Annotated in this window: 23 protein-coding genes; 11 read left to right on the top strand and 12 right to left on the bottom strand. The window is 43.1% G+C overall.

The window, feature by feature from the left end; translation table 11 throughout:
- Positions 1-2: 2 nt before the first annotated feature.
- On the bottom strand, positions 3-1,142 hold the full coding sequence (gene chrA / locus PAARA_RS06750; RefSeq protein WP_062568385.1) for a chromate efflux transporter: 1,140 nt from the start codon (positions 1,140-1,142) through the stop codon (positions 3-5).
- A gap of 64 nt (positions 1,143-1,206) precedes the next feature.
- Here chrA and PAARA_RS06745 point away from each other — a divergent pair, with 64 nt between their 5' ends.
- On the top strand, positions 1,207-2,043 hold the full coding sequence (locus PAARA_RS06745) for a substrate-binding periplasmic protein (protein WP_209438174.1): 837 nt from the start codon (positions 1,207-1,209) through the stop codon (positions 2,041-2,043).
- A gap of 80 nt (positions 2,044-2,123) precedes the next feature.
- On the top strand, positions 2,124-2,756 hold the full coding sequence (locus PAARA_RS06740; RefSeq protein WP_062568300.1) for a YiaD family glycine zipper/OmpA-like lipoprotein: 633 nt from the start codon (positions 2,124-2,126) through the stop codon (positions 2,754-2,756).
- 63 nt (positions 2,757-2,819) lie between these two features.
- Here PAARA_RS06740 and PAARA_RS06735 read toward each other — a convergent pair whose 3' ends face one another.
- Complete coding sequence (locus PAARA_RS06735) at positions 2,820-4,592, bottom strand: ABC transporter transmembrane domain-containing protein (RefSeq protein ID WP_062568299.1); 1,773 nt, start codon at positions 4,590-4,592, stop codon at positions 2,820-2,822.
- 78 nt (positions 4,593-4,670) lie between these two features.
- Between PAARA_RS06735 and PAARA_RS06730 the strand changes: the two genes are divergently transcribed.
- Genes PAARA_RS06730 through PAARA_RS06720 form a run of 3 tightly spaced genes read left to right on the top strand, consistent with a single transcriptional unit; the run spans position 4,671 to position 6,236 of the window.
- Positions 4,671-5,069: a DUF3224 domain-containing protein gene (locus PAARA_RS06730; protein WP_062568298.1), complete on the top strand. Its 399-nt coding sequence runs from the start codon at positions 4,671-4,673 to the stop codon at positions 5,067-5,069.
- Positions 5,069-5,686, top strand: coding sequence for a LysE family translocator (locus PAARA_RS06725; RefSeq protein ID WP_062568297.1), 618 nt, complete (start codon positions 5,069-5,071; stop codon positions 5,684-5,686). Before PAARA_RS06730 ends, PAARA_RS06725 begins: the two co-directional genes overlap by 1 nt.
- Before the next feature lie 10 nt (positions 5,687-5,696).
- Entirely contained in the window at positions 5,697-6,236 is a 540-nt protein-coding gene (locus PAARA_RS06720; RefSeq protein WP_062568296.1) for a PH domain-containing protein, read from the top strand.
- On the opposite strand, the gene PAARA_RS06715 is transcribed toward PAARA_RS06720, so the two are convergent.
- Positions 6,233-8,023: an alkaline phosphatase D family protein gene (locus PAARA_RS06715; protein ID WP_062568295.1), complete on the bottom strand. Its 1,791-nt coding sequence runs from the start codon at positions 8,021-8,023 to the stop codon at positions 6,233-6,235. The two genes, PAARA_RS06720 and PAARA_RS06715, sit on opposite strands and share 4 nt — an antisense overlap.
- A 62-nt stretch (positions 8,024-8,085) precedes the next feature.
- Positions 8,086-8,430, bottom strand: a complete 345-nt coding sequence (locus PAARA_RS06710; RefSeq protein WP_054562833.1) for a rhodanese-like domain-containing protein — start codon at positions 8,428-8,430, stop codon at positions 8,086-8,088.
- A 587-nt stretch (positions 8,431-9,017) separates the two neighbouring features.
- Here PAARA_RS06710 and PAARA_RS06705 point away from each other — a divergent pair.
- Genes PAARA_RS06705 through PAARA_RS06695 form a run of 3 tightly spaced genes read left to right on the top strand, consistent with a single transcriptional unit; the run spans position 9,018 to position 13,665 of the window.
- Positions 9,018-9,323: an ArsR/SmtB family transcription factor gene (locus PAARA_RS06705; RefSeq protein WP_062568294.1), complete on the top strand. Its 306-nt coding sequence runs from the start codon at positions 9,018-9,020 to the stop codon at positions 9,321-9,323.
- 3 nt (positions 9,324-9,326) lie between these two features.
- Entirely contained in the window at positions 9,327-12,614 is a 3,288-nt protein-coding gene (locus PAARA_RS06700) for an efflux RND transporter permease subunit (RefSeq protein WP_062568293.1), read from the top strand.
- The gene (locus PAARA_RS06695) at positions 12,604-13,665 is read left to right on the top strand and encodes an efflux RND transporter periplasmic adaptor subunit (protein ID WP_062568292.1); all 1,062 of its coding nucleotides are present in this window, start codon (positions 12,604-12,606) and stop codon (positions 13,663-13,665) included. Before PAARA_RS06700 ends, PAARA_RS06695 begins: the two co-directional genes overlap by 11 nt.
- Here PAARA_RS06695 and PAARA_RS06690 read toward each other — a convergent pair.
- The 3 genes from PAARA_RS06690 to PAARA_RS06680 are packed head-to-tail and all read right to left on the bottom strand — an operon-like array spanning position 13,658 to position 15,586.
- On the bottom strand, positions 13,658-14,335 hold the full coding sequence (locus tag PAARA_RS06690) for a nitroreductase family protein (protein WP_054554404.1): 678 nt from the start codon (positions 14,333-14,335) through the stop codon (positions 13,658-13,660). The two genes, PAARA_RS06695 and PAARA_RS06690, sit on opposite strands and share 8 nt — an antisense overlap.
- 37 nt (positions 14,336-14,372) lie before the next feature.
- Positions 14,373-14,735, bottom strand: coding sequence for a YfeK family protein (locus PAARA_RS06685; RefSeq protein ID WP_062568291.1), 363 nt, complete (start codon positions 14,733-14,735; stop codon positions 14,373-14,375).
- An 8-nt stretch (positions 14,736-14,743) separates the two neighbouring features.
- Positions 14,744-15,586: an endonuclease/exonuclease/phosphatase family protein gene (locus PAARA_RS06680; protein ID WP_062568290.1), complete on the bottom strand. Its 843-nt coding sequence runs from the start codon at positions 15,584-15,586 to the stop codon at positions 14,744-14,746.
- A 169-nt stretch (positions 15,587-15,755) separates the two neighbouring features.
- Between PAARA_RS06680 and PAARA_RS06675 the strand changes: the two genes are divergently transcribed.
- On the top strand, positions 15,756-16,064 hold the full coding sequence (locus PAARA_RS06675) for a Bor family protein (RefSeq protein ID WP_062568289.1): 309 nt from the start codon (positions 15,756-15,758) through the stop codon (positions 16,062-16,064).
- A complete protein-coding gene (locus tag PAARA_RS06670; protein WP_062568288.1) occupies positions 16,061-16,387 on the top strand; it encodes a Bor/Iss family lipoprotein in 327 nt (108 codons plus the stop codon). Before PAARA_RS06675 ends, PAARA_RS06670 begins: the two co-directional genes overlap by 4 nt.
- Here PAARA_RS06670 and PAARA_RS06665 read toward each other — a convergent pair whose 3' ends face one another.
- The 4 genes from PAARA_RS06665 to PAARA_RS06650 are packed head-to-tail and all read right to left on the bottom strand — an operon-like array spanning position 16,388 to position 20,251.
- On the bottom strand, positions 16,388-17,626 hold the full coding sequence (locus PAARA_RS06665; protein ID WP_062568287.1) for an ABC transporter permease: 1,239 nt from the start codon (positions 17,624-17,626) through the stop codon (positions 16,388-16,390).
- The gene (locus tag PAARA_RS06660; RefSeq protein ID WP_062568286.1) at positions 17,619-18,326 is read right to left on the bottom strand and encodes an ABC transporter ATP-binding protein; all 708 of its coding nucleotides are present in this window, start codon (positions 18,324-18,326) and stop codon (positions 17,619-17,621) included. Before PAARA_RS06660 ends, PAARA_RS06665 begins: the two co-directional genes overlap by 8 nt.
- The gene (locus tag PAARA_RS06655) at positions 18,326-19,492 is read right to left on the bottom strand and encodes an efflux RND transporter periplasmic adaptor subunit (protein WP_062568285.1); all 1,167 of its coding nucleotides are present in this window, start codon (positions 19,490-19,492) and stop codon (positions 18,326-18,328) included. Before PAARA_RS06655 ends, PAARA_RS06660 begins: the two co-directional genes overlap by 1 nt.
- A 48-nt stretch (positions 19,493-19,540) precedes the next feature.
- Positions 19,541-20,251 (bottom strand): YIP1 family protein, encoded by a 711-nt coding sequence (locus PAARA_RS06650; protein ID WP_062568284.1) that lies wholly within the window; start codon positions 20,249-20,251, stop codon positions 19,541-19,543.
- A gap of 165 nt (positions 20,252-20,416) precedes the next feature.
- On the opposite strand from PAARA_RS06650, the gene PAARA_RS06645 reads away from it, so the two are divergent.
- A complete protein-coding gene (locus PAARA_RS06645) occupies positions 20,417-21,313 on the top strand; it encodes an aldo/keto reductase (RefSeq protein ID WP_062568283.1) in 897 nt (298 codons plus the stop codon).
- Positions 21,314-21,373: 60 nt separating this feature from the next.
- Here the strand turns inward: PAARA_RS06645 and PAARA_RS06640 are convergent, their stop codons facing one another.
- Positions 21,374-22,051 carry a TorF family putative porin gene (locus PAARA_RS06640; RefSeq protein ID WP_062568282.1) on the bottom strand — a complete coding sequence of 226 codons (678 nt, stop codon included), beginning with the start codon at positions 22,049-22,051 and terminating at the stop codon, positions 21,374-21,376.
- Positions 22,052-22,203 lie beyond the last annotated feature (152 nt).

Raw genomic sequence — 22,203 nt, 5'->3', positions numbered from 1 at the left:
TACTAGCTGATATATTGCTGCCCCAACGCCAGCATAATAAAACCTACTAATAGCCACCAAATAGGTGGCTTTGCAAGTCTAAGCCAAGCAAACGCAACTACCACAACGATGATATGCCACACAGTGTGTATTGCTGATTGCCAAATCGGCGAGTAAAGTGCCGCTGCTAAAAAGCCGACTACCGCGGCATTTAATGCAGCAATACTTCCTGCGAAACGGGGCTTATCAGCAAGCTGCAACCAGCTTTTCAAAAATGCGAACATTAATAAAAAACCAGGTAAGAAAATTAAAAGTGTTGCGAGGATTGCACCTGCCAATGAGCTGTTGGGTGTAACTTGTGCGCCGAGGTATGTGGCAATCGTAAACATAGGCCCAGGGATGGCCTGTGCACTAGCATAAGCCGACAAGAATTGCCCAGTCTCAAGAGTTGGTACACCTGCTTGCAAAATGGGTAGCACTACATGACCACCGCCAAATACCATCGCACCAGTTTGGTAAAATGGTGCAAACATTTCAAACCATTCACCTAAAGGTAAAAAGCTAAGTAATAGTAAGGTGCCGAATAGCCCAAGGGGGAGCCACGCGATAGTCACTTTTTTACTATTATTGGTGAGGGGGAGTTTAATGTGCGGGTAAAACCAGCCAATTGCAGCTGCCACAATAAGCACAAAAACTTGGCTTGATAACTGAGCAAAGAATATTAGCGCAAGTGTACTCATCACCGCGATAAGCTTGTGTAAGTGGGTTTTGCAAAAGCTCACTGCCATACTGTAGGTTGCATCGGCGACAATCACTACAGCAAATAGTTTAAGACCCGCAATGACGGCAAAGTAAAGGTTGCCAAATTGATGGGCGCTCAACGCGAGGAAAAACATAATTAAAAATGAAGGCAGGGTAAAGCCAATAAATGCGCTAAGGCCACCCAGCAATCCTGCTTTTTCGACCCCAATAGCAAAGCTGACTTGGCTGGAGCCCGGTCCTGGTAGAGCTTGGCTTAGACTAATTAGTTGCGCGTATCGTTCGTTGCTTAGCCAGTTCAGATTATCAACAAAATGCCTTTTGAAATAACCAAGGTGAGCTGCAGGGCCACCAAAACTCATACAGCCTAGTAATAAAAATTGTTTAAATATAATGAGTAACATTGCTTTTGCCATACAGGTAATCCACTCTATTATGACAACATTGTATGACATTTTTGTGGTTTTTATGACATTAACGTGTCTTTCATTATCAAAAATGAGTGAACTTGGTGTGAGTAGCCCTTTGAGACAATATTTTACTTACCTGCTATTACTACTTGGTACAGGGGCTGTTTTTGCTTCGCCGTTGCCTAAAGTAACGGTCGGGTTAGATCACGCGCCCCCTTATAGCATAGCGACTAAAGATGGAAAATTTAGTGGTGTAGTGGTTGATATAATGCGCGACATGCAAAAAAGTTTACCATTTAGAGTTGATTTTGTTGCTTGTCCATTTCCTCGCTGTGTGAAAATGCTTCAACAAAATGAAATCGATGTTAAAGGTGGATTAATCCGTACTGCTAAGCGTGAAAAAACAATGCACTTTTTAACACCTCCTTATATGGTGCTGACGTCTTCATTTGTGTTTTATGCCCGTGCTAGCAGCTTATTCACTGTCAATAAATATCAAGATTTACGTGGTAAACGCATAGCTGTAACGCGTGGTGCTGTTCACTTTCCTCGCTTTGACCAAGACAAACGATTGCTAAAAGTGGAAGCGCTTAGTGAAAATAATGCCTTCGAGATGTTACTTAAGGGACGTGTCGAATTAGTCATCGGTGTCGAAGATACAGCCGATAATGCGTCAGTGTTTTTACATCGACCCACAAAACAAATTATTAAAATGCCTTATCGTTTTGATGATGTAATCTACGGGCATCTTGCTCTTAGCAAACAGTTTGCTAACACTGAATTAGCACGGCAGTTTCAAGAGCACCTGAATGCAATTGTTGAAAATGGCCGGCTGAGTGAGTTAGTTAAGGTTTATAACCTGCCGCCTGTCACAAAAGTAAATGTGAACAATTAACCTATTCTTCATGGTTTGTTCATCGTTATTTGTTCATAATTGTTAATAATTCAATATTAGTAATTGCCATGGAGAGACACATGACTTTTAGCAAATCGGTTCTAGCAGTAGGTGTATGCGCTGTTTTATTAACAGGTTGTGAAACAACAAATACAGGTAAAGGCGCAGCTATTGGTGCAGCAACGGGAGCTGTTTTAGGTAAAGCAACAGGCGATCATGATGATAAACGTATTTTCATTGGTGCAGCAATTGGTGCTTTAGCAGGTGCGGCTGTAGGTGATTACATGGACAAGCAAGAAGAGGCTTTCCGTGATGAGCTGGCAGGCTCTGGCGTTGAGGTTGTTCGTGAAGGCGATAATATCCGTCTAGTCATGCCATCGAATATTACATTTGCAACTGACCAATCTTATATCACATCGGGCTTTCATAATACGCTGAACGCTATTGCTCAAGTGATGAACAAGTACGAAAAAACTTACTTAAGTGTTGAAGGTCATACTGATAGCACCGGCCGTGATAGCTATAACATGACGCTTTCTCAACAACGTGCACAAAGTGTTAAAGATTACCTAGTGAATCAGCAGATATTATCTGCCCGTATAAGTACACGAGGTTATGGTGAAACACGTCCAGTAGCAAGTAATGATACTGCAAACGGTCGTGCTCTGAATCGTCGTGTAGAGATTCAAATTGTACCAAACACACAAGGTTAGGCTTAAAGCCTGAGCTTGTGGTCAGGTTTGATTTGCCCTTTCAAACCTGACAATCCCTCTTTGTTAATCACGATTAAATTGTAGTTCGCACAACTGCTTATACAAAGGATTAGCAGCTAGTAATTGCGGATGTGTTCCTGTCGCAATCACTTCCCCCTTATCCATTACCACTATTACATCAGCATGTTTAACTGTTGCTAAACGATGTGCAATGATCAGTGTTGTTCTATCTTGCATTAAATGTTCAAGTGCGGCTTGTACATGAAACTCACTTTGCGCATCAAGAGCGCTGGTGGCTTCATCAAGTAAAAGAATGGCAGGATCTTTTAATATTGCCCGTGCTAGCACAATGCGTTGTTTTTGCCCGCCAGAAAGCCTGACTCCTTGTTCACCTAAAAAGCTTTGATAACGATCCGGTAATTGAGTAATAAACTCATCGGCATGGGCATATTTTGCCGCCGTATAAACTTGCTCATCGGTTGCATCAGGGTTGCCATAGCGAATGTTATGCATCACGTCTGAACTAAATAAAATAGGGTTTTGTGCCACCATCCCCATTTGCTGACGCAAGCAATTTAGTGAAAGCGCTTTAATATTAACCCCTGCTAGTGAAATACTCCCAGAACTTGGATCGTAAAAGCGCTGTAGTAATTCAAACAGTGTGGTTTTACCCGCCCCTGATGGGCCGACAATCGCCACTGTTTGCCCTTGTTTTACGGTTAAATTAAGCGTATTTAATGCGGCGCTATCTGGTCTTGAAGGGTAATGGAAAGACACATTTTCAAATTGAATTGCAGGGTGATTTACTTTATTCGCATTAAATTGTGCATCACTGTTTTTGGCTGGGCTTTGGATCATACTTTCAACGGCAAGTAGCTCCAGCAAGCGGGCGGCAGCACCTGCAGCTCTTTGTAATTCACCGTAAACTTCAGCAACCGTTGCTACAGACATCGCCACCATGATGGCATAAAACACGAAAGCACCAAGCTCACCGCCTGTCATCGTGCCCGCAAGTACATCACTGCCACCAATCCAAAGCATAATACTAATAGCTGTAAAGGTGAGGAATATCACCGCTGCAATTAAAAATGAGCGTTGCTTGATGCGGCTTTTAGCCACCTGAAAGGCTTTATTGGTCTCGTTAGCAAAGGCCGCTTTTTCACGTTCTTCATGGCTGTAGCTTTGTACAACTTTAATATTCTGGATTATTTCGCCTGCGTAAGTACTGATATCGGCAATGGCATCTTGGCTAGAGCTTGCGAGCTTTCTCACTTTTCGGCCAAAAATCATCATTGGAAGTAGTACCACAGGTACGCAAGCAACAACCACAAGGGTTAGCTTTAAGTTGGTGATAAGCAGCATAGCCAAACCACCAATCAGCATTAAGCTACTGCGTAGTGCCATTGAAAAAGAGGAGCCGATGATAGATTGTAATAAGGTTGTGTCGGTCGTTAACCGTGACATTAGCTCACCGCTACGATTTTCTTCAAAGTAGCTTGGGTGCAAAGTGACGATACGGTCGAACACCGCTTTACGAATATCATTACTGACTCGTTCGCCAATCCACGACATTAAATAAAAGCGGCAGAATGTGCCAACAGCTAATAAGCTAATCAAACCAATGAGTACCATTACAGCTTGTTGGAGCTGGGCTTGTGAGCCAGCAATAAAGCCATGATCAATGACAAATTTAACGCCTTGACCAAGCGATAGGTTGACACCTGCGGTGAGTAACAAAGCTGCAAGGGCGGCTAATACCACCCACTTATAAGGCTTTATAAACGCTAAAATGGGTAATAAGCTTCGAAAAGCGGCCTGCTCTTTGGTTTTTGCCATGCTAGATTCTTTTAAGTGAATAGGGTATAGATATGGTTATCTTTGTTTTAAAAATCAACAGTAAAGTAAGGGATTAGTATGGAATCAATAACTGTTAGTGGTGAATTCACCGTTAAATTAAACCCAATCGGTGGTTATGCGACAGGTCAAGATGGTGTGAATCTTGGACGTATGTCAATAGATAAAGAATTCTCTGGTGCACTTGAGGCATTGAGTCAAGGTGAGATGTTAAGTGCCATGACACCAACTCAAGGCAGTGCAGGTTATGTTGCTATTGAACAAGTTGTAGGAAAGCTCAATGGCAAGCAGGGCAGTTTTGTTTTGCAACATTTTGGCACGATGGATAAAGGGGCGGATCGTTTGATTTTAGAAGTCGTGCCTGACTCGGGGGCCGGTGAACTTGAAGGTGTAACAGGGAAAATGCACATTCGAGTCGAAGAGGGGATTCATTATTACGATTTTGAGTACCAGCTGTAATGACATTACCTTTATGGCTTAGCCTAGTCGCCGTTTGCATTATGGGCGCAATGTCACCGGGGCCGAGTTTAGCTGTGGTATTAAAGCACAGTCTGCATGGTGGCATGAAAAACGGTATGTTAGCAGCACTTAGCCATGGTATCGGGGTCGGGTTTTATGCCTGTGCTTCGTTGCTAGGGTTAGGGGCATTGATGACTCAACTGCCAACACTTTATCAAGTACTTGTTTATGGCGGTGCAGCATATCTTGCCTATTTAGGGATTCGTATTTTATTAGCTAGGCCCAGCTCGCAAACACTGAATGTTGAGAAAGCGAAGCCAAGCCCTCGTGCAGCTTTGCAAGATGGCTTTGCCATTGCCTTTTTGAACCCAAAGCTTGCGGTATTCTTTTTAGCGCTGTTCTCGCAATTTATTGACCCAGAAAACCTCACGTTTCAGGTTGGGTTGATTATGTGCTTAACGGTGTTTGTGCTCGATACGGGGTGGTATCTACTTGTTGCACTGTTAACCGAAATATCAAAAAAACGGTTTGGTTTTACCAAGGCAAACCCTTGGTTTGAAAAGCTACTGGGGGTGATTTTTATTGCTCTGGCAGTTCGCGTTGTCGTCACTTTATAAGGAATTCGAAATGACCGAAAGCAGTTTATTGAGTGCCAGTTTTGATCCCAAAGTAAAACAGTATTGGTTATTACTGGGTATGTTTACCTGTGTGATTAGTATGGTAGGTATCCCTTTCATTCCCATTGTTGCGTTAATAATCTGGCTGGTGGCAGGGCGTATTTTAGCGGCGATGTCAGCTACTTTGTTAACTCGTAAATTAGTGGTGAAGCGTGGTGTCTTTTTTAAAGAAGAAAAGTCGATCCCACTTGAAAAAATAACCGATGTAGCACTAAGCCAAGGTCCTTTGATGCGTCAATTTGGCCTTTATCGACTGAGCTTTGAAACGGCAGGTCAATCAGGGCAAGGTGCATTGGTATCATTACTCGGAGTGATTAATGCAGAGACGTTTCGCGAAGCAATCTTGAAACAAAAAGATGAAATATCTCAAACCAGTCCTAAAGCTGAGCATCAAGCAGAAGATAGTCAGTTAGAACTGCTACGTTCACTTACTTATAGCGTAAAAAACATTGAGCAAATGTTAGTTACGCTATTAGATGAAAAGCGCTAGGCCATTTGTAAAGTAGGGCTACCAGCTTGTACGCTGAGCGCTTTTTGACGCTCGTTAAGCAGTGTGTAATCGGCTGTTTTAACGCTGCTCACATAATGCCACTGGGCAAGCGCTTGTTGCTGAGTAAAGGTGACGGTTAAGTAGCCGCGTTCAACTAAGTTGTTGTAAGCTAAGTCGTTAACCAGCAATGCAATGACTTGCTCAACTTGTGCGACAGCTTCACTCGATTGTGTATTTAATGCTAAGTAGTTCTCAAGGCCCGGTGAAGAAACCGAAGATGTTGCAAACTCAACACCGGCTGCGGCGTTAGCAGAAACAGGGTTGCCGGCATCAGTGACTAATTGTCCTGCCCAACTGTTATGCGTATCACCCGCCAAAACGACTAAGTTCTTTTGCGCTGCAATTGCTGTCCCAAGTATTACCTCACGTTCATAAGCATAGCCATCCCATGCATCAAGATTATAAGGTGCTGTTGTTTCTACGCGTGCTCGCTGCTCACTCGTAACCGTTGGATCGCCAGCTAATACGCGCCCTTTAATTTGCGCAAGCTCACTAAATAGCGTATTTGCTTGAGCAAGTAATGCCGATGGATCAGCACCGCTTGCTTGAGTCACTTGAATGTTCATTAGTAACTGCAAAACCTCAAATGGCAAATGCATTTTGGTCATCAGCACTTGCTGCCCAAGCACTTGCCATTGTGTTGTTGCTGTCGTTAAACCATCGGTTAGCCATGTTAGTTGCTCATTACCTAATAGAGCACGAGTTGGAGAGCTGATTGCTGTAACAAAGTCAGTTTGTCCTTGGCTGCTGGTTAAATCGAAATCGGCGTAATTAACTTGCTCGTCGCGAGCTAAAACACGGGTATCGAGCATGTGTAATGACACTAAATTACCAAACTCAAAGCGTCGATAAATACGTTCTTTATCGGCTACATTACGGATAGGCATCCATTCAAAGTAGGCTTGTAGCGCATGCATTTTGCGCTCGCTAAATTCACCTTCGCCGTCGTTGTGATTTTCAGCGCCACTGTGCCATGTATCATTTGCTATTTCGTGGTCGTCCCAAACAGTAATAAATGCACAATGACTATGTGCAGCTTGTAGGTTCTCGTCTTTACGATAATGGCCGTAACGTTTGCGATAATCCGCTAAAGAAATGATTTCATCGCTATTGTCATCAGGTAATAAACGGCCTAGTTCGGTGGCATCTTCAGTGGCATAACCTGTATTGCCATATTCATAGATGTAGTCACCTAAGTGCAGTACTGCATCTAAATCGGTTTGTTTTGCGATTTCACCATACACATGGAAGTAGCCAGCAGGGTAGTTAGCGCAAGAGACAACGGCAAATTTTACTTGCTCTATGTTGCTGGTTGGGAGTGTTTTACCTGCCCCCGTGGGTGAAGTTTTACCATTACTTATGAAGCGGTAATAATAAGTAGTGTTAGCATCGAGACCTTGCAGATCAACTTTCAAGGTAAAGTCGGTTGCATCACTTACTTGTGTCTCGCCATCATGGCTTATGGTTGTGAAGTTAGCATCCGTTGAGGCTTGCCAAACTACGTTAACACTCGTGACGTTTTCAAGCGGGGTAATGCGAGTCCAAATAATCAGACTGTCAGCGAGCGGGTCGCCACTGGCTACACCGTGATCAAAGCTGACAAGGGTCTGCTTTGTGGTTTCATCATCATCGTCATTAAGACTACAGCCAGTTAAACCGAAAGATAAAACGGCGGCGCCAAAACCCGCCGCCGATGCTTTTAAAAAACGTCTCCGTGTAAAAGTCATTGCTCTGTACCTATGAGTAGAAAAGTACGAGCTTATCCGACCAGTGTTACTATTCTATGAAGCTAAAACACTTGGCAAATTTGTTCTGCATTACAGGTGATTACTGTGACATTTTCGTAGCCAACACGAGTCAGTGCTTCGGCACTGAGTGTAGCACGGGCACTACTTGCACAGTGTAAGTAGATTGGCCGAGCAGGGTCTTTTTCAATTTCCATTAATTTCATTTCAAGTACACCACGTGGGATATTAATTGCACCTGTCGCTGCTTTAGTGGCGTGTTCAGCAGGTTCACGTACGTCAATTAGTAAACCATGGTTTTCGCTTAATTCTTGTTTTGCTTGGTCAGCGCTAATGCGGCGCTGGTTTGGAGCAATAATTTTCATTAAGTCAGGAATTGGGGTCAGCATACTAATCCTCCATGCCAAGTTTGCGTAAAATGGTGATCATTGGGCACCACTTAGTGAATGCGGATTAAAGGGCGCATTTATTTTTCGTGGTTGGTTTTGCAGCTGTTTGTTTGGTATTTAGGCAAGGCAGAGCACATGAAGTATGGTTTTGTCATATAAATGTGCGATAACGCTGAATAAATGCCAAACAGACGCTGCCCTTAGGGTTCTGCCTAGGAGCATCTTACTCTTTGTTGCTCGGAAATTACATAGAACTACTATGCTGCAATCCTCGCGCCTCGATTAAAATGCTCCTAGGTTGAACAACTCTCAACCCCGAAAGATGCATGCGCCCTGAGTTTAGAGCAATAAATACCGTAAACCAAATCCACAGCGGACTGTGAAACTGTTGTAGCAACAATGAAATACAGATCATTACACCAGCAATTAAGCGAAGCGCGTCATTTAGTTTCATAATAAGACCTCGATAACAGAGTGATGTATTTAATATATTAGATAACTCTACATTAGTAAATTTTAATATTAGACTTTTCTAATATATCAATCTATACTTTAGCGGTATTTTAAGAATATAGAGTAGTGTGATTATGAACATCGATTTTGCGGCTATGGCCGACAATGTTGAACAAGCAGAGCAAATGCTAAAGATATTGGCGAATAAAAATCGTTTGATGATCTTATGTTCCCTACAAGATGGTGAAATGAGCGTGAGCGAATTAAACGAAGCTGTGCCGTTGGCGCAGTCGGCATTATCGCAACACTTAGCGGCGCTGAGAAAAGCTCAGATCGTCGCGACTCGACGCGAAAGCCAAACCATCTATTACCGTGTAATAGATAAGAATGTAGTGGCTATTCTTGCAACCTTATATGGTTTATTTTGCAAAGGTAGTTAGGTAATGAATGCTATCGATAATGCAGTAAAAAACAGCTTGAGCGGTCGCCTCCCTGTCATTATTTTTATTATGTCGGTGCTGCTCGGTTTAATGGCATTAAAGCAAACCCCTCGTGAAGAAGAACCGCAAATTGTGGTTCCTATGCTTGATATATATGTGGCAGCGCCAAACGTTGAAGCGCCAGAAGTAGCAAGGCTGGTAACTGAGCCATTGGAGAAGTTATTGGCGCAGTTAACGGGCGTTGAGCATATTTATTCGACCACACAGAGTAATGCTGCTGTTGTTACTCTTCGCTTTGAAGTCGGTCACGATCGTGAGCAAGCGATTCTCGACACTTACGCTAAACTCTATAGCTATCAACACACCATGGCGTCAGTGATCAGCTCATGGCAAATTCGTCCGGTTGAAGTGAACGATGTGCCCATTGTGATGCTGGGCTTATTTAGTAAAGATCCAAAACTTTACGATGATTACCAACTAACCCGCTTTGCCAACGAAATCGCCAATAGCCTACAGCGCATCGAAAACACCAGCGAAGTGAAAGTGATTGCTGGTAGAACTCGACAATTAACGATTAACCTTGATGCGAGCGCGCTCGCTGCACACCAAACAACCCTAACCGATGTGTATTATGCACTTAGCGTATCTAACCAATTAGTGAATGTGGGCAGTGTTGTTGAGGGGAGGCAGCAAATTGCCTTACAAGTGGGTGATGTTTTACGTTCACAATCTGCGATTGAACGCCTTGTTGTCAACGTGGTAAACGGTAAGAGTGTTTACCTAAGTGATGTGGCCCAGGTGAGTGATGGCCCACGCGAAGCACAAAGCTATCAATGGCTGGCTCAATCAGATAATCAGCAACAACTTCCTTTAGTGACCATTAGTGTCGCTAAACAAGCAGGCACCAATGCGGTCGCTGTAGCGAATGAAGTGCACAGTATGATGGGCAGTTTATCGGCTAATCTACTACCAGATGAAGTGGGCTACACCGTACTGCGTGACTATGGCCAAACAGCGAACGAAAAAGTAAATAACCTTACCTCGAGCTTAGTGTTTGCGGTATTTACCGTGGTTATTTTTGTTGGTGTATTTTTAGGCTGGCGACCAGCAATTGTGGTTGGTTTAGCAGTACCTATTTGCTACGGCATCACCCTGACACTTGATTTTGCCTTTGGCTATACAATTAACCGAGTCACACTGTTTGCACTAATACTTTCTTTAGGTTTATTGGTTGATGATCCGATCACAGGAATAGACAACATAAGTCGCTTTTTAACCCACAAAGGCGATAAAAAACAGCGCATAGTTGATGCCATGAGTGAAATACGTGTAGCGCTGTTTATGTCTACATTGACCATTATGGTAGCGTTTATCCCACTTGCGTTTATCACCGGCATGATGGGGCCGTATATGGCACCGATGGCATTCAATGTGCCGGTAAGTGTAATGGTTTCAACCATAGTGGCATTTTTTGTTACGCCTTGGTTGGCCATGAAACTACTTAAAGCGCCAGTCGATGACAGCGTACAACTCGATGCCAATCAGCATGGTTTATATGAGCGTATATTATCGCCATTACTTGAGTCTAAAGGCCGTGCCAAACTCGTTTTATGGACTACATTAGCCTTGTTTGTCGCCAGTGCCATGTTACCCGTCATGCGTGTTGTGCCTTTAAAGCTATTACCGTTTGATAATAAAAATGAGTTACAAGTTTTAATCGATATGCCAGAAGGCACGAGCCTTGAGCAAACCGCGGCTTTCACTCGACAAGTACAAACCATCACTTGGCAATTAAATGAAGTAAGCGAGGCGGCAGCCTACGTTGGTCAGCCATCGAGCATGGACTTTAATGGTATGGTGCGTGGTTATTATCGACGTGAAGCAGCGAACCTTGCTGAGCTTAGAGTACTTCTGCTTGATAAAACTGAGCGCGGCCATCAATCTCATGCTGTGGTCATGCGCTTGCGTGCCGCATTAGCGCCATTGGCAACTGATGGCATTGTTATTAAAGTGGTTGAAGTACCACCAGGCCCGCCTGTTTTAAGTACCTTAGTGGCCGAAGTTTACAGTGAGCCATTTGTTGATACAGAGATTCACTATCAAGCAGCTCTTGCTGTTGCAGCAAGGTTAAAGCAAGAGCCGCATGTGGTAGAGGTTGATACCAGTATTGCTGCTAATGCGCCCTTACAGCGTTTTGTGACTGATAAAAGTAAAGCGTCATTGTCGGCGGTGTCTACGCAAGATATTGCCCAGACTTTAGCCATTGCCTCGCATGGGCAAAATGTTGGGGTGTTATATGTGAGCGGTGAAACAGACCCTGTTGATATTAAGCTGCAACTGCCGTATCAAGACCGAAATCAATTTGCTCAATTGCTGGCATTGCAGGTTCGCGGTGACAGAGAGCTTGCAAAAACCAGTGACGAATTTGGGCTGCAAAGTGCACCGCGTCCGCTGGTGGCGTTATCTGAATTGGGTGAGTTTCAGCATCAAGATGTTGCTAAACCAATTATGCGTAAAGATCAGCGTAATGTGGTGTATGTAATGGCTGAGCTAAACGGTCGTACACCCGCTGAAATTATTGCTGACGTCAATGCCGACTTAGGTATCAGCGCAGACGAATTTAGCCAAACTGATTGGCAAAGTAGGCACTTTTTCAATAATGGTGGTAGCCAGGCTTGGCAATTACCTGCTGGCACTGACGTAACCTTTAGTGGTGAAGGTGAATGGCGAATTACCATTGATGTATTTAGAGATATGGGCATTGCCTTTGCGTTTGCGCTCACTGCAATTTTCATCATCTTACGCATTCAAACACACTCTGCGAGTTTGTCACTGATCATCATGTCGGCTATTCCATTAACCGTAATAGGGATCATGCCGGGCTTTTGGTTATTAAATCAATTTGGAGAGCGCACCATTGCTGGTGCTCCAGAGCCGGTGTTATTCACCGCAACAGCCATGATTGGCATGATTGCACTTGCCGGTATTGTGGTTCGTAACTCACTTATTTTAGTTGAGTTTATTAATCAAGCTCGCAGCCAAGGTATGGCAATTAAACAGGCTTTAATCGCCGCAGGCACGGTGCGAATGCGCCCCGTGTTGCTGACAGCCGGAACCACCTTATTAGGTAACTTGGTGATCACCCTAGACCCAGTATTTAGCGGTCTAGCGATTGCGATTATTTTTGGGATTGTGGCATCAACATTGTTCTCATTATTTGTTGTGCCGCTGGTTTATTATTTAGTGTTTGCAAAGGATGCAGCCAAAGAGGAACAAGCTCATGCAAGGTAAATCAAAACTTATTGGTTCAATCATCGCGTTATCAGTGATCATTGTGGCGGTACTTTACATGGCGGGCAGTTTTTCTGATAAGCAAGCTGCAGGCATGAAAAACCCATCGGCAAATGATTACAAGGGTCAGTTAGTGACAGTGAGACTGGCTGATATTGCGCGTGATGAAGTTGTACCGGGCACTGTGATTGCAAAACAAAATACGCAAATTTCATCACGGGTTATGGCACAAGTTGAGCGTTTAAATGTCCGCGCTGGCGATACAGTAAAACAAGGTGATGTGCTAATTACCTTGCAGCAAGATGACTTTCAAGCAGGGCTTGCTCAAAGTGATGCACAAATTAATGCTATTAATGCCTCGCTTACTCAAGCTGAAAAGCAGCTCAAGCGAGTTAATGACCTTTTCAAACAAGGTTTAGTGTCAGTCAGTGATTATGATGATGCGAAAGCAAGGTTTGATAATTTAAGCGCAAATCTAGCCATTGCTAAGCAGCAGCAAACACAAGCACAAGTTGCATTGAGTTTTACGCAAATTAAAGCGCCGATTTCAGGTGTTGTGGTGGAGCGTTTTGCAGAACCTGGCGACACCGCAACCCCTGGCACGCCATTACTCGCACTGTATAACCCACAGCAATTGCAATTAGCGTTTAATGTCAGAGAGCAGCAAGCAATTAAGTTGAATGTTGGCCAAACCCTAACGGTTAAATTACCTGCTTTATCAATATCGATGCCTGCCACAGTGACAGAAATTGTGCCCGTTGCTGATAGTGCTGCGCGTAGTATGGAAATCCGTTTAGAAACAGATGCGCAAACTGGGTTAATGCCTGGGCTTTACGCACAATTACAATTACCGCTCGCCCCTGAAAAAGGGGTGTTGATTGACTTAAGCTGGGTGCATCAATATGGCCAATTGAGTATGGTCTATTTACTTGAAAATAATCAAATCGTGCGTCGCTACGTTCGCCTTGGCGAAATGGTCGATGGACAGCAGCACATCGTTTCAGGTTTAAACCCAGGTGATGTGCTGGCTGTTGATTTTAAAGCTAAATAAAGGTCGCTATTTCGTCCAGCGACTTTTTCACTAAGGCATGTTCAGGGATGGTTGCATCTGTGCCTGGGTAGCCTGCAATTAGCAGCATGTAAGGGCGCTCATTATCTTTATCGCGGCCACAAATTTCGGTTAAGAAGCTCATTGGTTTTGGTGTATGCGTAAGAGTTGCAAGGCCCGCTCTGTGAAGTGCTTGAATTAAAAAGCCAGTTGCCAAGCCTACAGACTCATGAACATAGTAATTGGTATTTTTGTCATCGGCAGAAATACCCCCTTTCTTTTGGCTAAACACGGCAATTAGCCAAGGTGCATGCTCAAGGTAGGGCTTACTGGCATCTGTGCCAAGTGGTTTTAATGCATCTAACCATTCTTCACCTGCGCGACCTTCATAAAATGAGCGCTCTAGTTTTTCAGCTGCTTCACGAATTTGTTTCTTCACATCGCTGCTGTGTATTGCCACAAAGTGCCAAGGTTGATGATTGGCACCACTTGGTGCAGTGCCAGCCGCTTTAATACAGGTTTCGATTATTTCTTTTGGCACAGGTCGGTCGCTAAAACTGCGAATACTATGGCGACGTTGACTCACGGCTAAAAACTCTTCGGCGCGTTTTAGCATCTCGTCATGAGGGTACTCAATAAAATCATTGAGTGGCTGATTTTTGTGTTCTTGCATGGCTTTTCGCTTCTTGTGTGTTGATGATAAAATCGTGTTATTGTTGTCTATGCTGGTTACGGCGATAATCTGCCAACTCATTACTTAACCAGTCTTTTGCATTAATTAAAGTACCGTCGCTAAATCTTACCTTGTAAGGCTTGCCACTCCATGAGCTTTTACTTGCTAGGTTTTCTATAAATTTTTCGGCAGTTTTCGCATAACGGGTCGCTTTACGATATTTCATGGCAAGGTGCTCAGCAGCATCTTGGCTTGAATGCTCTGTGCCATTGCGAATAAATACGGCATCGCTGTTAGCGACAAAGTCAATGAGGTGATTTATCTCTTGCTCTGGGGTGGCTGCATAACTGAATTGGCTAATGCTCAATAACATTAATGCGATTAACCAATATCCATTCATTGTTATTTTCACTGTACTTTTTGCTCTATGGTTAGGGTTGCAATTATTGGGTTATGATCTGAACTATCCAGTTCTGGCACGACCGTTGTTTCTATTTTGACACCACGTACCCATACTTGGTCAAGTGCTAATCCAAATGCTTTTGTACGTTTATCATCTAAATAAATAGCTTCATGTAACCCTAACTTGTTAAGTGTTTGTTTCAAAAGAGCCTGTCTTCGGTCGCTCCAAGTATTAAGGTCACCAGCAAATATGATCGGTCCTTGATGCATTCGCATGATGCTCGCTGCATCTTCGAGCTGTTGTTTAAAGTCACTCACACCTATTGTGAAGTTAATGCCATGTAGATTAATACTTAGTAATAACTGTTGATTAGGCAGTGCATATTCAACAATGTTGGTCGCTTTTGGGCTACGTAACCAAGGCTCTGTGTGGGTGAGTGTGCAATGCACCGCGGCGGGCCAGCGGCTGAGTGTCATAACACCAGATTGCACACTGCCACTTTTATACCCTTTAGCAAAACGCCAGTAAGGTTTGAGCTTTGTAAGCGCAGGCTCTTTGATAGCTTCTTGCAGTAACACAATATCAGCATCGGCATTTAGCTTTTGCAAATCTGTGAGTAAGCCATCTATTTGTGCTTTGTAGATGTTCCAGCTCAACAATGTGAATTGATAGGGTAAAATGTAATGCGCTGCATAAGTTTGCATGCGGCTTTGTGCTAATTGTTGTTGACAGTTTGCTAGGTTGGCTGCGGTTTTGGTAATGCCTTGTTGCTCATCTGAGCTTGGAGTATTTGCAATACTTTGCCAAGACAATAAACTTAAGAATAATAAATGTAGATACGACGTCATAATTACCTTTACTTACAAACCTTCCTGATTAGTCTTTACTCTTTCCAGTTTAGTTCAAACTGAGCCTGTGAGAAACTGTAGCTTTTTTACAATTTTATATATTTTCTTACCCTTTATAGAAACTTCATGTTGTACACTGCAGCTTCAAAATATATCTGAAGGAAAACACATGAAGCAGTTAGTGTGCGTGTTACTTACGCTATCGTTAGTAGCATGTTCATCGGTGACTATCGTGCCTAATAAGGCAGACAAATTAACACGGAATGCTGACTATCAAGACAGTAGACCTTTCTACTTGTGGGGATTGGTGGGTGAACAGCGTGTTGATGTTAAAGCGGTCTGCCAAGATAAAAAAGTAATGCAAATGCAATCCCTGCAAACATTTACAGATGGAGCTTTGGGGTTGGTTACACTGGGTATTTATGCGCCTCACACTGTGAAAGTATGGTGTGAACAATATGGGCAGGAGCAATTATGAAACATGTATGCTTAACTGTAATTCTTGCTGCTGCTTTAAGTGGTTGTACACATATTTATTTTGATAATGGCAGCCCTACCTCAGCAAATAAGGGAGCAGTTACAGAACGTTGGCATCATAACTTTGCTGCTGCGTTGTACGAAGGCTCCAAGCCTGTGGATTTATCAATATACTGTCCTAATTCCGAGTGGCAAAGTGTACATACTTACAAGTCATTCCTTAATGTTGTAGCAGGCGAGGCGGTTAATGAAATAGGTGGGCCTATTTGGTACCCAAAAACAGTGGAAGTAAGCTGTGCTCAGGTACCCTATAAAGCCGATTAATTATTCGTATCGTAAAGCATCAATTGGGTTTAAGCGTGCCGCTTTAATAGCGGGCGCTAAGCCAAACACAATACCAATCAATGAAGTAAAGCCAAATGACAGTATAACTGCCCAACTCGGTATGTAGGCATCTGGCATGCTCGGCACTGATAACGAAATCAGTGCCGCAGCACCATACCCTATCGCTAAACCAATTAAGCCACCAAACAATGAAAGCACCACAGCTTCTACTAAAAATTGCAGCATAATAAAGCCAGGAGTCGCCCCTAATGCCTTTAAGGTGCCGATCACACGAGTACGTTCTGTTACCGAAACCAGCATGATATTCATTACGCCAATACCACCAACTACGAGGCTTATACCTACGATACCTGCGGTAATTGCGGTAGCACTACCAGTAAACTTATCGATATTAGCACGGGCTTTTTCGGCGGTTTCAAATTCAAAGTCGTCATCTTCACCGTCTTTCAGTTTATGTAATTGACGTAAGATGCGGCGAATTTTACCCAGTACTTGCGCTTCGTTAGCATCGTCTTTTAAACGAAACATCATTTGTACATTGGTATCAACACTGCCGCCTTCTAATGCACTCATAGTGCTTATTGGAATATTAATGTAGTCGTCTTGATCAAAACCTAATAAGCTACCTTGCTTTTCTGCCACTCCAATAATGCGAAACCACTCGCCACCTAGTTTAATGTATTCACCTACAGGGTTTTCAGGCAAATTGAGCTTTTCGATAATTGACGGACCAATAAACGCCACTCGACGGCGTTTTTCATCATCTTCTGCGCGAATAAATCGCCCGAGTTCTGGGTAGGTACGGTAAGCTTTTTGGTAGTCTTGCTCGGTGCCCATCACGCGGGATGCATGACTTTTATTACCATACTCTGCTGCACCTGAAAATCGCCAAGTAAACATCAATGCGGTAAATGTTTCGGCCTCTTTTATACGTGCTTTAAGTGTTAAGAAGTCATCGTAGGTTAGTTTTGCTTGTTGACCTACCATTTCTTTTTCCATACTAGTGTAAGGTTTTATATTGGTGACATCGGGAGACATGTCGGCAAGCTGATCATTAATTTGCTTGGTAAAACCTTGCATTACTGCCACTACGGTCACAACCGCAGCAACGCCAATAATAATGCCCAAGCAGGTAAGAGCACTGCGCATCGCGTTGGCTTTTATTGCCATCAGTGCGGCTTTGGTGCCTTCCATAACAGCGATAGCAGATTTAAACATGTTGTTTTGCTCCTTCGCCTTTACGAGTATCACTGACGACCTTGCCATCAACCAAACGAATAACGCGTTGGCAATGATCAGCAATATCTTGTTCGTGAGTAACCAAAATAATGGTATGTCCTTCGTTATGAAGTTCATCAAACAACGCCATGATCTCGGTGGTGGTTTTACTGTCTAAGTTACCGGTAGGCTCATCACCAAGTAGAATGTGTGGTTTAGTAACTAATGCGCGAGCAATGGCAACACGTTGACGCTGTCCACCAGAGAGTTGGCTTGAAAGGTGATTTACCTTGTCGCCAAGGCCTACCCGCTGCAATGATTCAAGCGCCTGTTGTTTTCGCGCTTTAGCAGAGATAAACCGATACACTAAAGGCTGCATAACATTTTCAAGCGCAGATGCGCGAGGTAACAAGTTGAAGCTTTGAAAAATAAAGCCAACACTTTCATTACGTTGATGGGCAAGCTCGGTTTCGGTCATGCGCTTTACTAGCCTATCTTTTAAATAGTAGTCACCACTGGTTGGTGTATCTAAACAGCCAAGCAAATTCATCAATGTTGATTTACCTGAACCAGACGGGCCAATAATGGCAACATACTCATTTTGCGCAATTTCAATATTGATATCATCAAGGGCTTTGAAAACTTGTTCGCCCATTTTATATTGCTTATTGATATTACTGAGTTTTATCACCGCAGACATTAGCTAGCACCTTTTTCAGGACTGTCTTTAATTGCTACAGCGTCACCCTCTTTTAGTGAGCTAAGCGGTCTTGCAGGGCCGATAACGATACGATCGCCCTGCGAAACACCGCTGGTAAGGGCTTGTTCGATATCTGAAGAAATACCTACCGTTACCGCAGTTTTAGTTACTGTGTTATCAGTATTAAGCTTCCAGACAAAATAGCGATCACCTTCTTTTTGAATTGCTTCAATAGGTAGCTTTAAGCCATTTTCGGCAATACTTGTGGCTATTTCAGCGCGGCAACTCATACCGGCGTAGAGCTGGCGGTCGGTGGCGTCAAGCAGTACTTTTACTTTAAACGACAGCCCCTGCGAACCCGCTTGGTTTTTTGCTGAAGTACCAATGTTTATCACTTTGCCAGTAAAAGGTTGGTTTGGGTAAGCGGCGGCATAGATATCTGCATGTTGCTCTAGTTTTATACCAGCAATATCTGTTTCATCTACGCGTAGTTCGGCTAATATTGCGCTTGGATCAGCGACAAGCATTAGATCAGAGCCAATAATGTTGGTCGTCCCTGCAATGACAGTCTCACCTTCTTTTATATTAACCGAAGCTAGTAGGCCACTCATTGGAGCGCGAAACACACTTTTATTTAAACGATCTTCAGCAATCAGTAACGACGCTTGAGCTTGGTTGTAAGCTTCATGTCTTGCTTCAATATCTATTTTCGCTAAATCGCGGGAATTTTTTAGGTTTTCATACACTTCTTGGCCTGCAAGGCCAACTTCAAATAGTTCTTTTTGGCGACTGAGTTGGCGCTCAATGTTTTTCAGGCGGGTTTCGCTGTGCTTAATATCGATTTCTGTTGCTCTAAGCACGGCTTTGTTACGTGCAACCTCTGACTCAAACGCTGTAGTATCAAGGCTCATAAGAATATCGCCTTTGGTGACACTTTCACCTTCTTCAAAAAATACTTTAGCGACTCGGCCTGTCACTTCAGAACGAAGTTGTACCTGAGTGTTAAATACCAAGTTACCAGAGGCTAAAATTGAATCGGCAATATCGCCTTGTTCAACTTCTGCAATATGCATTTCTGGCGCGTTTTTATCGCCGGTGACTTGTTTTGAGATCAGTAAAGCGACAAATGCTATAACAGCAAGGCCAATTAAAATGGCTTTTTTCATGATACTTCCTTGCCTATGAAAGAGCGGTTGTCACCGCTCATAACTAGATTAAATAAATGCGATAACAGCCCAAATACCGTAAATAACAATACTTGGTAGAGCTGTAAATAGTAGCGCTTTATTGAATGTGAAATTAGTCCAACTCTTCAAACCGATAGCAGCGATGAAAATGCTCCAAATAGAAAAGATATTGAGACTTTCAAGTAGGGTGTACAATGGGTGGCCAATTTCTAAACCAGTTAAAAGTTGATTAATCGAAGAGTAGTTCATTAGTGTTTGTGAAATTTGGTTAGTGCTTGCTGTAAGCACTAAGATTAAAAGGCCTAAGTAATAAATAACCAAAGGCATCATGGCCCACACGCCAAAGCCGTACCAAGCACCATAGCCGTAGTTAGCCTCTGGGTCTTGCTTCGATACAAATAGATAGTAGCCTGCCATCAGGGCATTAATGACAGCTAAACCGATAATGCTACCAAAGATAGCAAACCAAACTTGCATATCAATAGTTTGCTCTATGCTTTGGCGCATCATTTTTTGTTCTGCAATGGTGGCATCAACACTGGCTGCAGCCACTTGTTGATCGATTAAATATTGTGGGTCAGCTTTATTGTAAAAAGCAAACATACTGGCAGCGAGAATGCCGGCAAGTAAAATAAAGGCAACAAAAGACCAGCCTTTTGTTTCTCTCACCCCATTAAAGGCTTTATTCGGGCTGATAAAAATATCAATTAAAGCAGTCATTGCATTTGAAGATTTCATTATTATTCCTTGTTTTAAAACATTTGCTTTTAGGTACTAAAATATCCTGTTTAGTAACAAATTAGCAATTTGTTTTGTAACTGTATGTTAACAGGTGTGATGCTGTTAGTTGTGTTATTGTGTAAGCACTGGAATGAGTCGATATTTTTAAGTAAGTAGGTAGTTATGACGAATAACAATAGACGTTGTATTGATGAGTTAGTGTTAGGGTTTTGGCGCTTGTTAGATTGGCAAGTTACGCCACAACAGTGTTTAAGTTTTTTAGAAAATGCAATCGATATGGGTGTTTCACACACCGACCACGCTGACATTTACGGCGAATATGGCTGCGAAGCCGAATTCGGTAAAGTGCTCAAGCTGAAGCCAAGTATTCGTGATGAGATTAAAATAATTACCAAGTGTGGTATCAAGCCCGCATTTGCAAGTTTAGGGTTACAAGGTAAGGCTAACCATTATGATTCCAGTGCTGCGCATATCATTGCCTCAGCGCAACAGTCATTAAAGCATTTCAATACAGATAGGTTAGATGTGTTATTAATTCATCGTCCTGATTATTTAATGAATGCTGATGAAATGGCTGAAGCATTCAATACCCTCAAAGCGAATGGTGATGTGATTGACTTTGGTGTATCTAATTTTACGCCATCTCAACTCAGCTTATTACAATCCCGTTTAGATTTTGAATTGGTTACCAATCAGATTGAGTTTTCGCCTTACGAAATGAAAGCCCTTGATGATGGAACTTTAGACCAATGTCAATTGCTCGATATCAAACCAATGCTTTGGTCACCGTTAGCAGGTGGACGTCTGTTCTCAAGTGATGATGAAAAAGCGATACGTTTACGCGCAGTGTTAGAGCAGGTCGGCACTGAAGTTGGTGCAAGTTCTCTTGATCAAGTGGTGTATGCTTGGTTATTGATGCATCCGAGTGCGCCATCTGTAGTGCTAGGTACGGGTAACATTGAACGCGTTAAATCAGCTGTCGCAGCTAAGGCTCTAAAGATAAGTCGTGAGCAGTGGTATCGTATTTGGCAGGGCTCAACAGGGCACAGTGTTCCTTAAGCTTCTAAACTAGAAAAGGGCCTTGCGGCCCTTCGTGTTGCAGCAAGTAACACATTCTTTTTAAAGTGTAAAATCTACCGCGTAAGCGACGTACACTTTCACATCTGTTCCATCAATGTCAGTATCTGAAACGCCTAATGTAAAGCCGTCTTTAGATACCGAAACACCGTAGTCGATGATATTGTCATCACCAATGAAATCACCTGAGTAATGGCCGACATGCAGCGCCAGCTCTGTGCCATTATTTCCTATTGGAAAGCTATAATCGGCATTTAAATACAGTGAATCTCCAAAGTCGGTGCCATCGCCGCTTGCTGCTGATGAAGCTAATACGGCTGCGCCAAACGTGAAGCTACCCATACTAATGCTACCGTAGATCTCTGAAAAGTCTGCATCGGTAAACGAGGCCGCATCTGGGTATGCATAATAAATGTAGCCAACATCGTAGCTAAAGGTTTCATTGATATCGCCGCCAAAACCAGCGTAGAGATCAAGCTCGTAGGTCATATCTTCTGCCCAGCTAGCATTTGATACCCAAGTACCCGCATAAAAGCCAGATTCACTTGCGTAATCAATACCACCTTGAATTGCGGCATCTCCGCCTGTCTGTTCTTGACCACGCCATAAGTAGTTTGAGGTTGCTGCCGCGTTAGCTGTTACTTCTGCAAAGCTATACGTCGAGCATAAAGTAAGTAGCGTGAGGGCGCTGGCCGCGACCACTTTTTTTAGTTTTAGCATGTTTTGTATCCTGTTGTTATGTTGATTTTGCCCATTTCAGATTGCAGTCTGGTTATTTGTCGGGGCATTATTTTTATGTGTTGTCTGGATACGATATAGCACTGGTTGTGCCAAGTTAATTTACGGTGGGAATTTTTATGCTTTATTTCTTT

Origin of the sequence: Pseudoalteromonas arabiensis, from assembly GCF_001550155.1 — a bacterium.
Lineage (GTDB): Bacteria > Pseudomonadota > Gammaproteobacteria > Enterobacterales > Alteromonadaceae > Pseudoalteromonas > Pseudoalteromonas arabiensis.
Note: the sequence above shows the minus strand (reverse complement) of the source record. Positions and strands in the feature narration are given on the sequence as shown.

Excerpts from the sequence above, each read along its gene's own strand:
- PAARA_RS06720 (WP_062568296.1), top strand. The coding sequence starts at position 5,697 with ATGACCGAAAGCAGTTTATTGAGTGCCAGTTTTGATCCCAAAGTAAAA.
- PAARA_RS06640 (WP_062568282.1), bottom strand. The coding sequence starts at position 22,051 with ATGCTAAAACTAAAAAAAGTGGTCGCGGCCAGCGCCCTCACGCTACTT.
- PAARA_RS06710 (WP_054562833.1), bottom strand. The coding sequence starts at position 8,430 with ATGCTGACCCCAATTCCTGACTTAATGAAAATTATTGCTCCAAACCAG.
- PAARA_RS06705 (WP_062568294.1), top strand. The coding sequence starts at position 9,018 with ATGAACATCGATTTTGCGGCTATGGCCGACAATGTTGAACAAGCAGAG.
- PAARA_RS06690 (WP_054554404.1), bottom strand. The coding sequence starts at position 14,335 with ATGCAAGAACACAAAAATCAGCCACTCAATGATTTTATTGAGTACCCT.
- PAARA_RS06685 (WP_062568291.1), bottom strand. The coding sequence starts at position 14,735 with ATGAATGGATATTGGTTAATCGCATTAATGTTATTGAGCATTAGCCAA.
- PAARA_RS06680 (WP_062568290.1), bottom strand. The coding sequence starts at position 15,586 with ATGACGTCGTATCTACATTTATTATTCTTAAGTTTATTGTCTTGGCAA.
- PAARA_RS06695 (WP_062568292.1), top strand. The coding sequence starts at position 12,604 with ATGCAAGGTAAATCAAAACTTATTGGTTCAATCATCGCGTTATCAGTG.
- PAARA_RS06645 (WP_062568283.1), top strand. The coding sequence starts at position 20,417 with ATGACGAATAACAATAGACGTTGTATTGATGAGTTAGTGTTAGGGTTT.
- PAARA_RS06730 (WP_062568298.1), top strand. The coding sequence starts at position 4,671 with ATGGAATCAATAACTGTTAGTGGTGAATTCACCGTTAAATTAAACCCA.
- chrA (WP_062568385.1), bottom strand. The coding sequence starts at position 1,142 with ATGTTACTCATTATATTTAAACAATTTTTATTACTAGGCTGTATGAGT.
- PAARA_RS06715 (WP_062568295.1), bottom strand. The coding sequence starts at position 8,023 with ATGACTTTTACACGGAGACGTTTTTTAAAAGCATCGGCGGCGGGTTTT.
- PAARA_RS06665 (WP_062568287.1), bottom strand. The coding sequence starts at position 17,626 with ATGTTTAAATCTGCTATCGCTGTTATGGAAGGCACCAAAGCCGCACTG.
- PAARA_RS06735 (WP_062568299.1), bottom strand. The coding sequence starts at position 4,592 with ATGGCAAAAACCAAAGAGCAGGCCGCTTTTCGAAGCTTATTACCCATT.
- PAARA_RS06675 (WP_062568289.1), top strand. The coding sequence starts at position 15,756 with ATGAAGCAGTTAGTGTGCGTGTTACTTACGCTATCGTTAGTAGCATGT.
- PAARA_RS06725 (WP_062568297.1), top strand. The coding sequence starts at position 5,069 with ATGACATTACCTTTATGGCTTAGCCTAGTCGCCGTTTGCATTATGGGC.
- PAARA_RS06655 (WP_062568285.1), bottom strand. The coding sequence starts at position 19,492 with ATGAAAAAAGCCATTTTAATTGGCCTTGCTGTTATAGCATTTGTCGCT.
- PAARA_RS06740 (WP_062568300.1), top strand. The coding sequence starts at position 2,124 with ATGACTTTTAGCAAATCGGTTCTAGCAGTAGGTGTATGCGCTGTTTTA.
- PAARA_RS06700 (WP_062568293.1), top strand. The coding sequence starts at position 9,327 with ATGAATGCTATCGATAATGCAGTAAAAAACAGCTTGAGCGGTCGCCTC.
- PAARA_RS06670 (WP_062568288.1), top strand. The coding sequence starts at position 16,061 with ATGAAACATGTATGCTTAACTGTAATTCTTGCTGCTGCTTTAAGTGGT.
- PAARA_RS06660 (WP_062568286.1), bottom strand. The coding sequence starts at position 18,326 with ATGTCTGCGGTGATAAAACTCAGTAATATCAATAAGCAATATAAAATG.
- PAARA_RS06650 (WP_062568284.1), bottom strand. The coding sequence starts at position 20,251 with ATGAAATCTTCAAATGCAATGACTGCTTTAATTGATATTTTTATCAGC.
- PAARA_RS06745 (WP_209438174.1), top strand. The coding sequence starts at position 1,207 with ATGACATTAACGTGTCTTTCATTATCAAAAATGAGTGAACTTGGTGTG.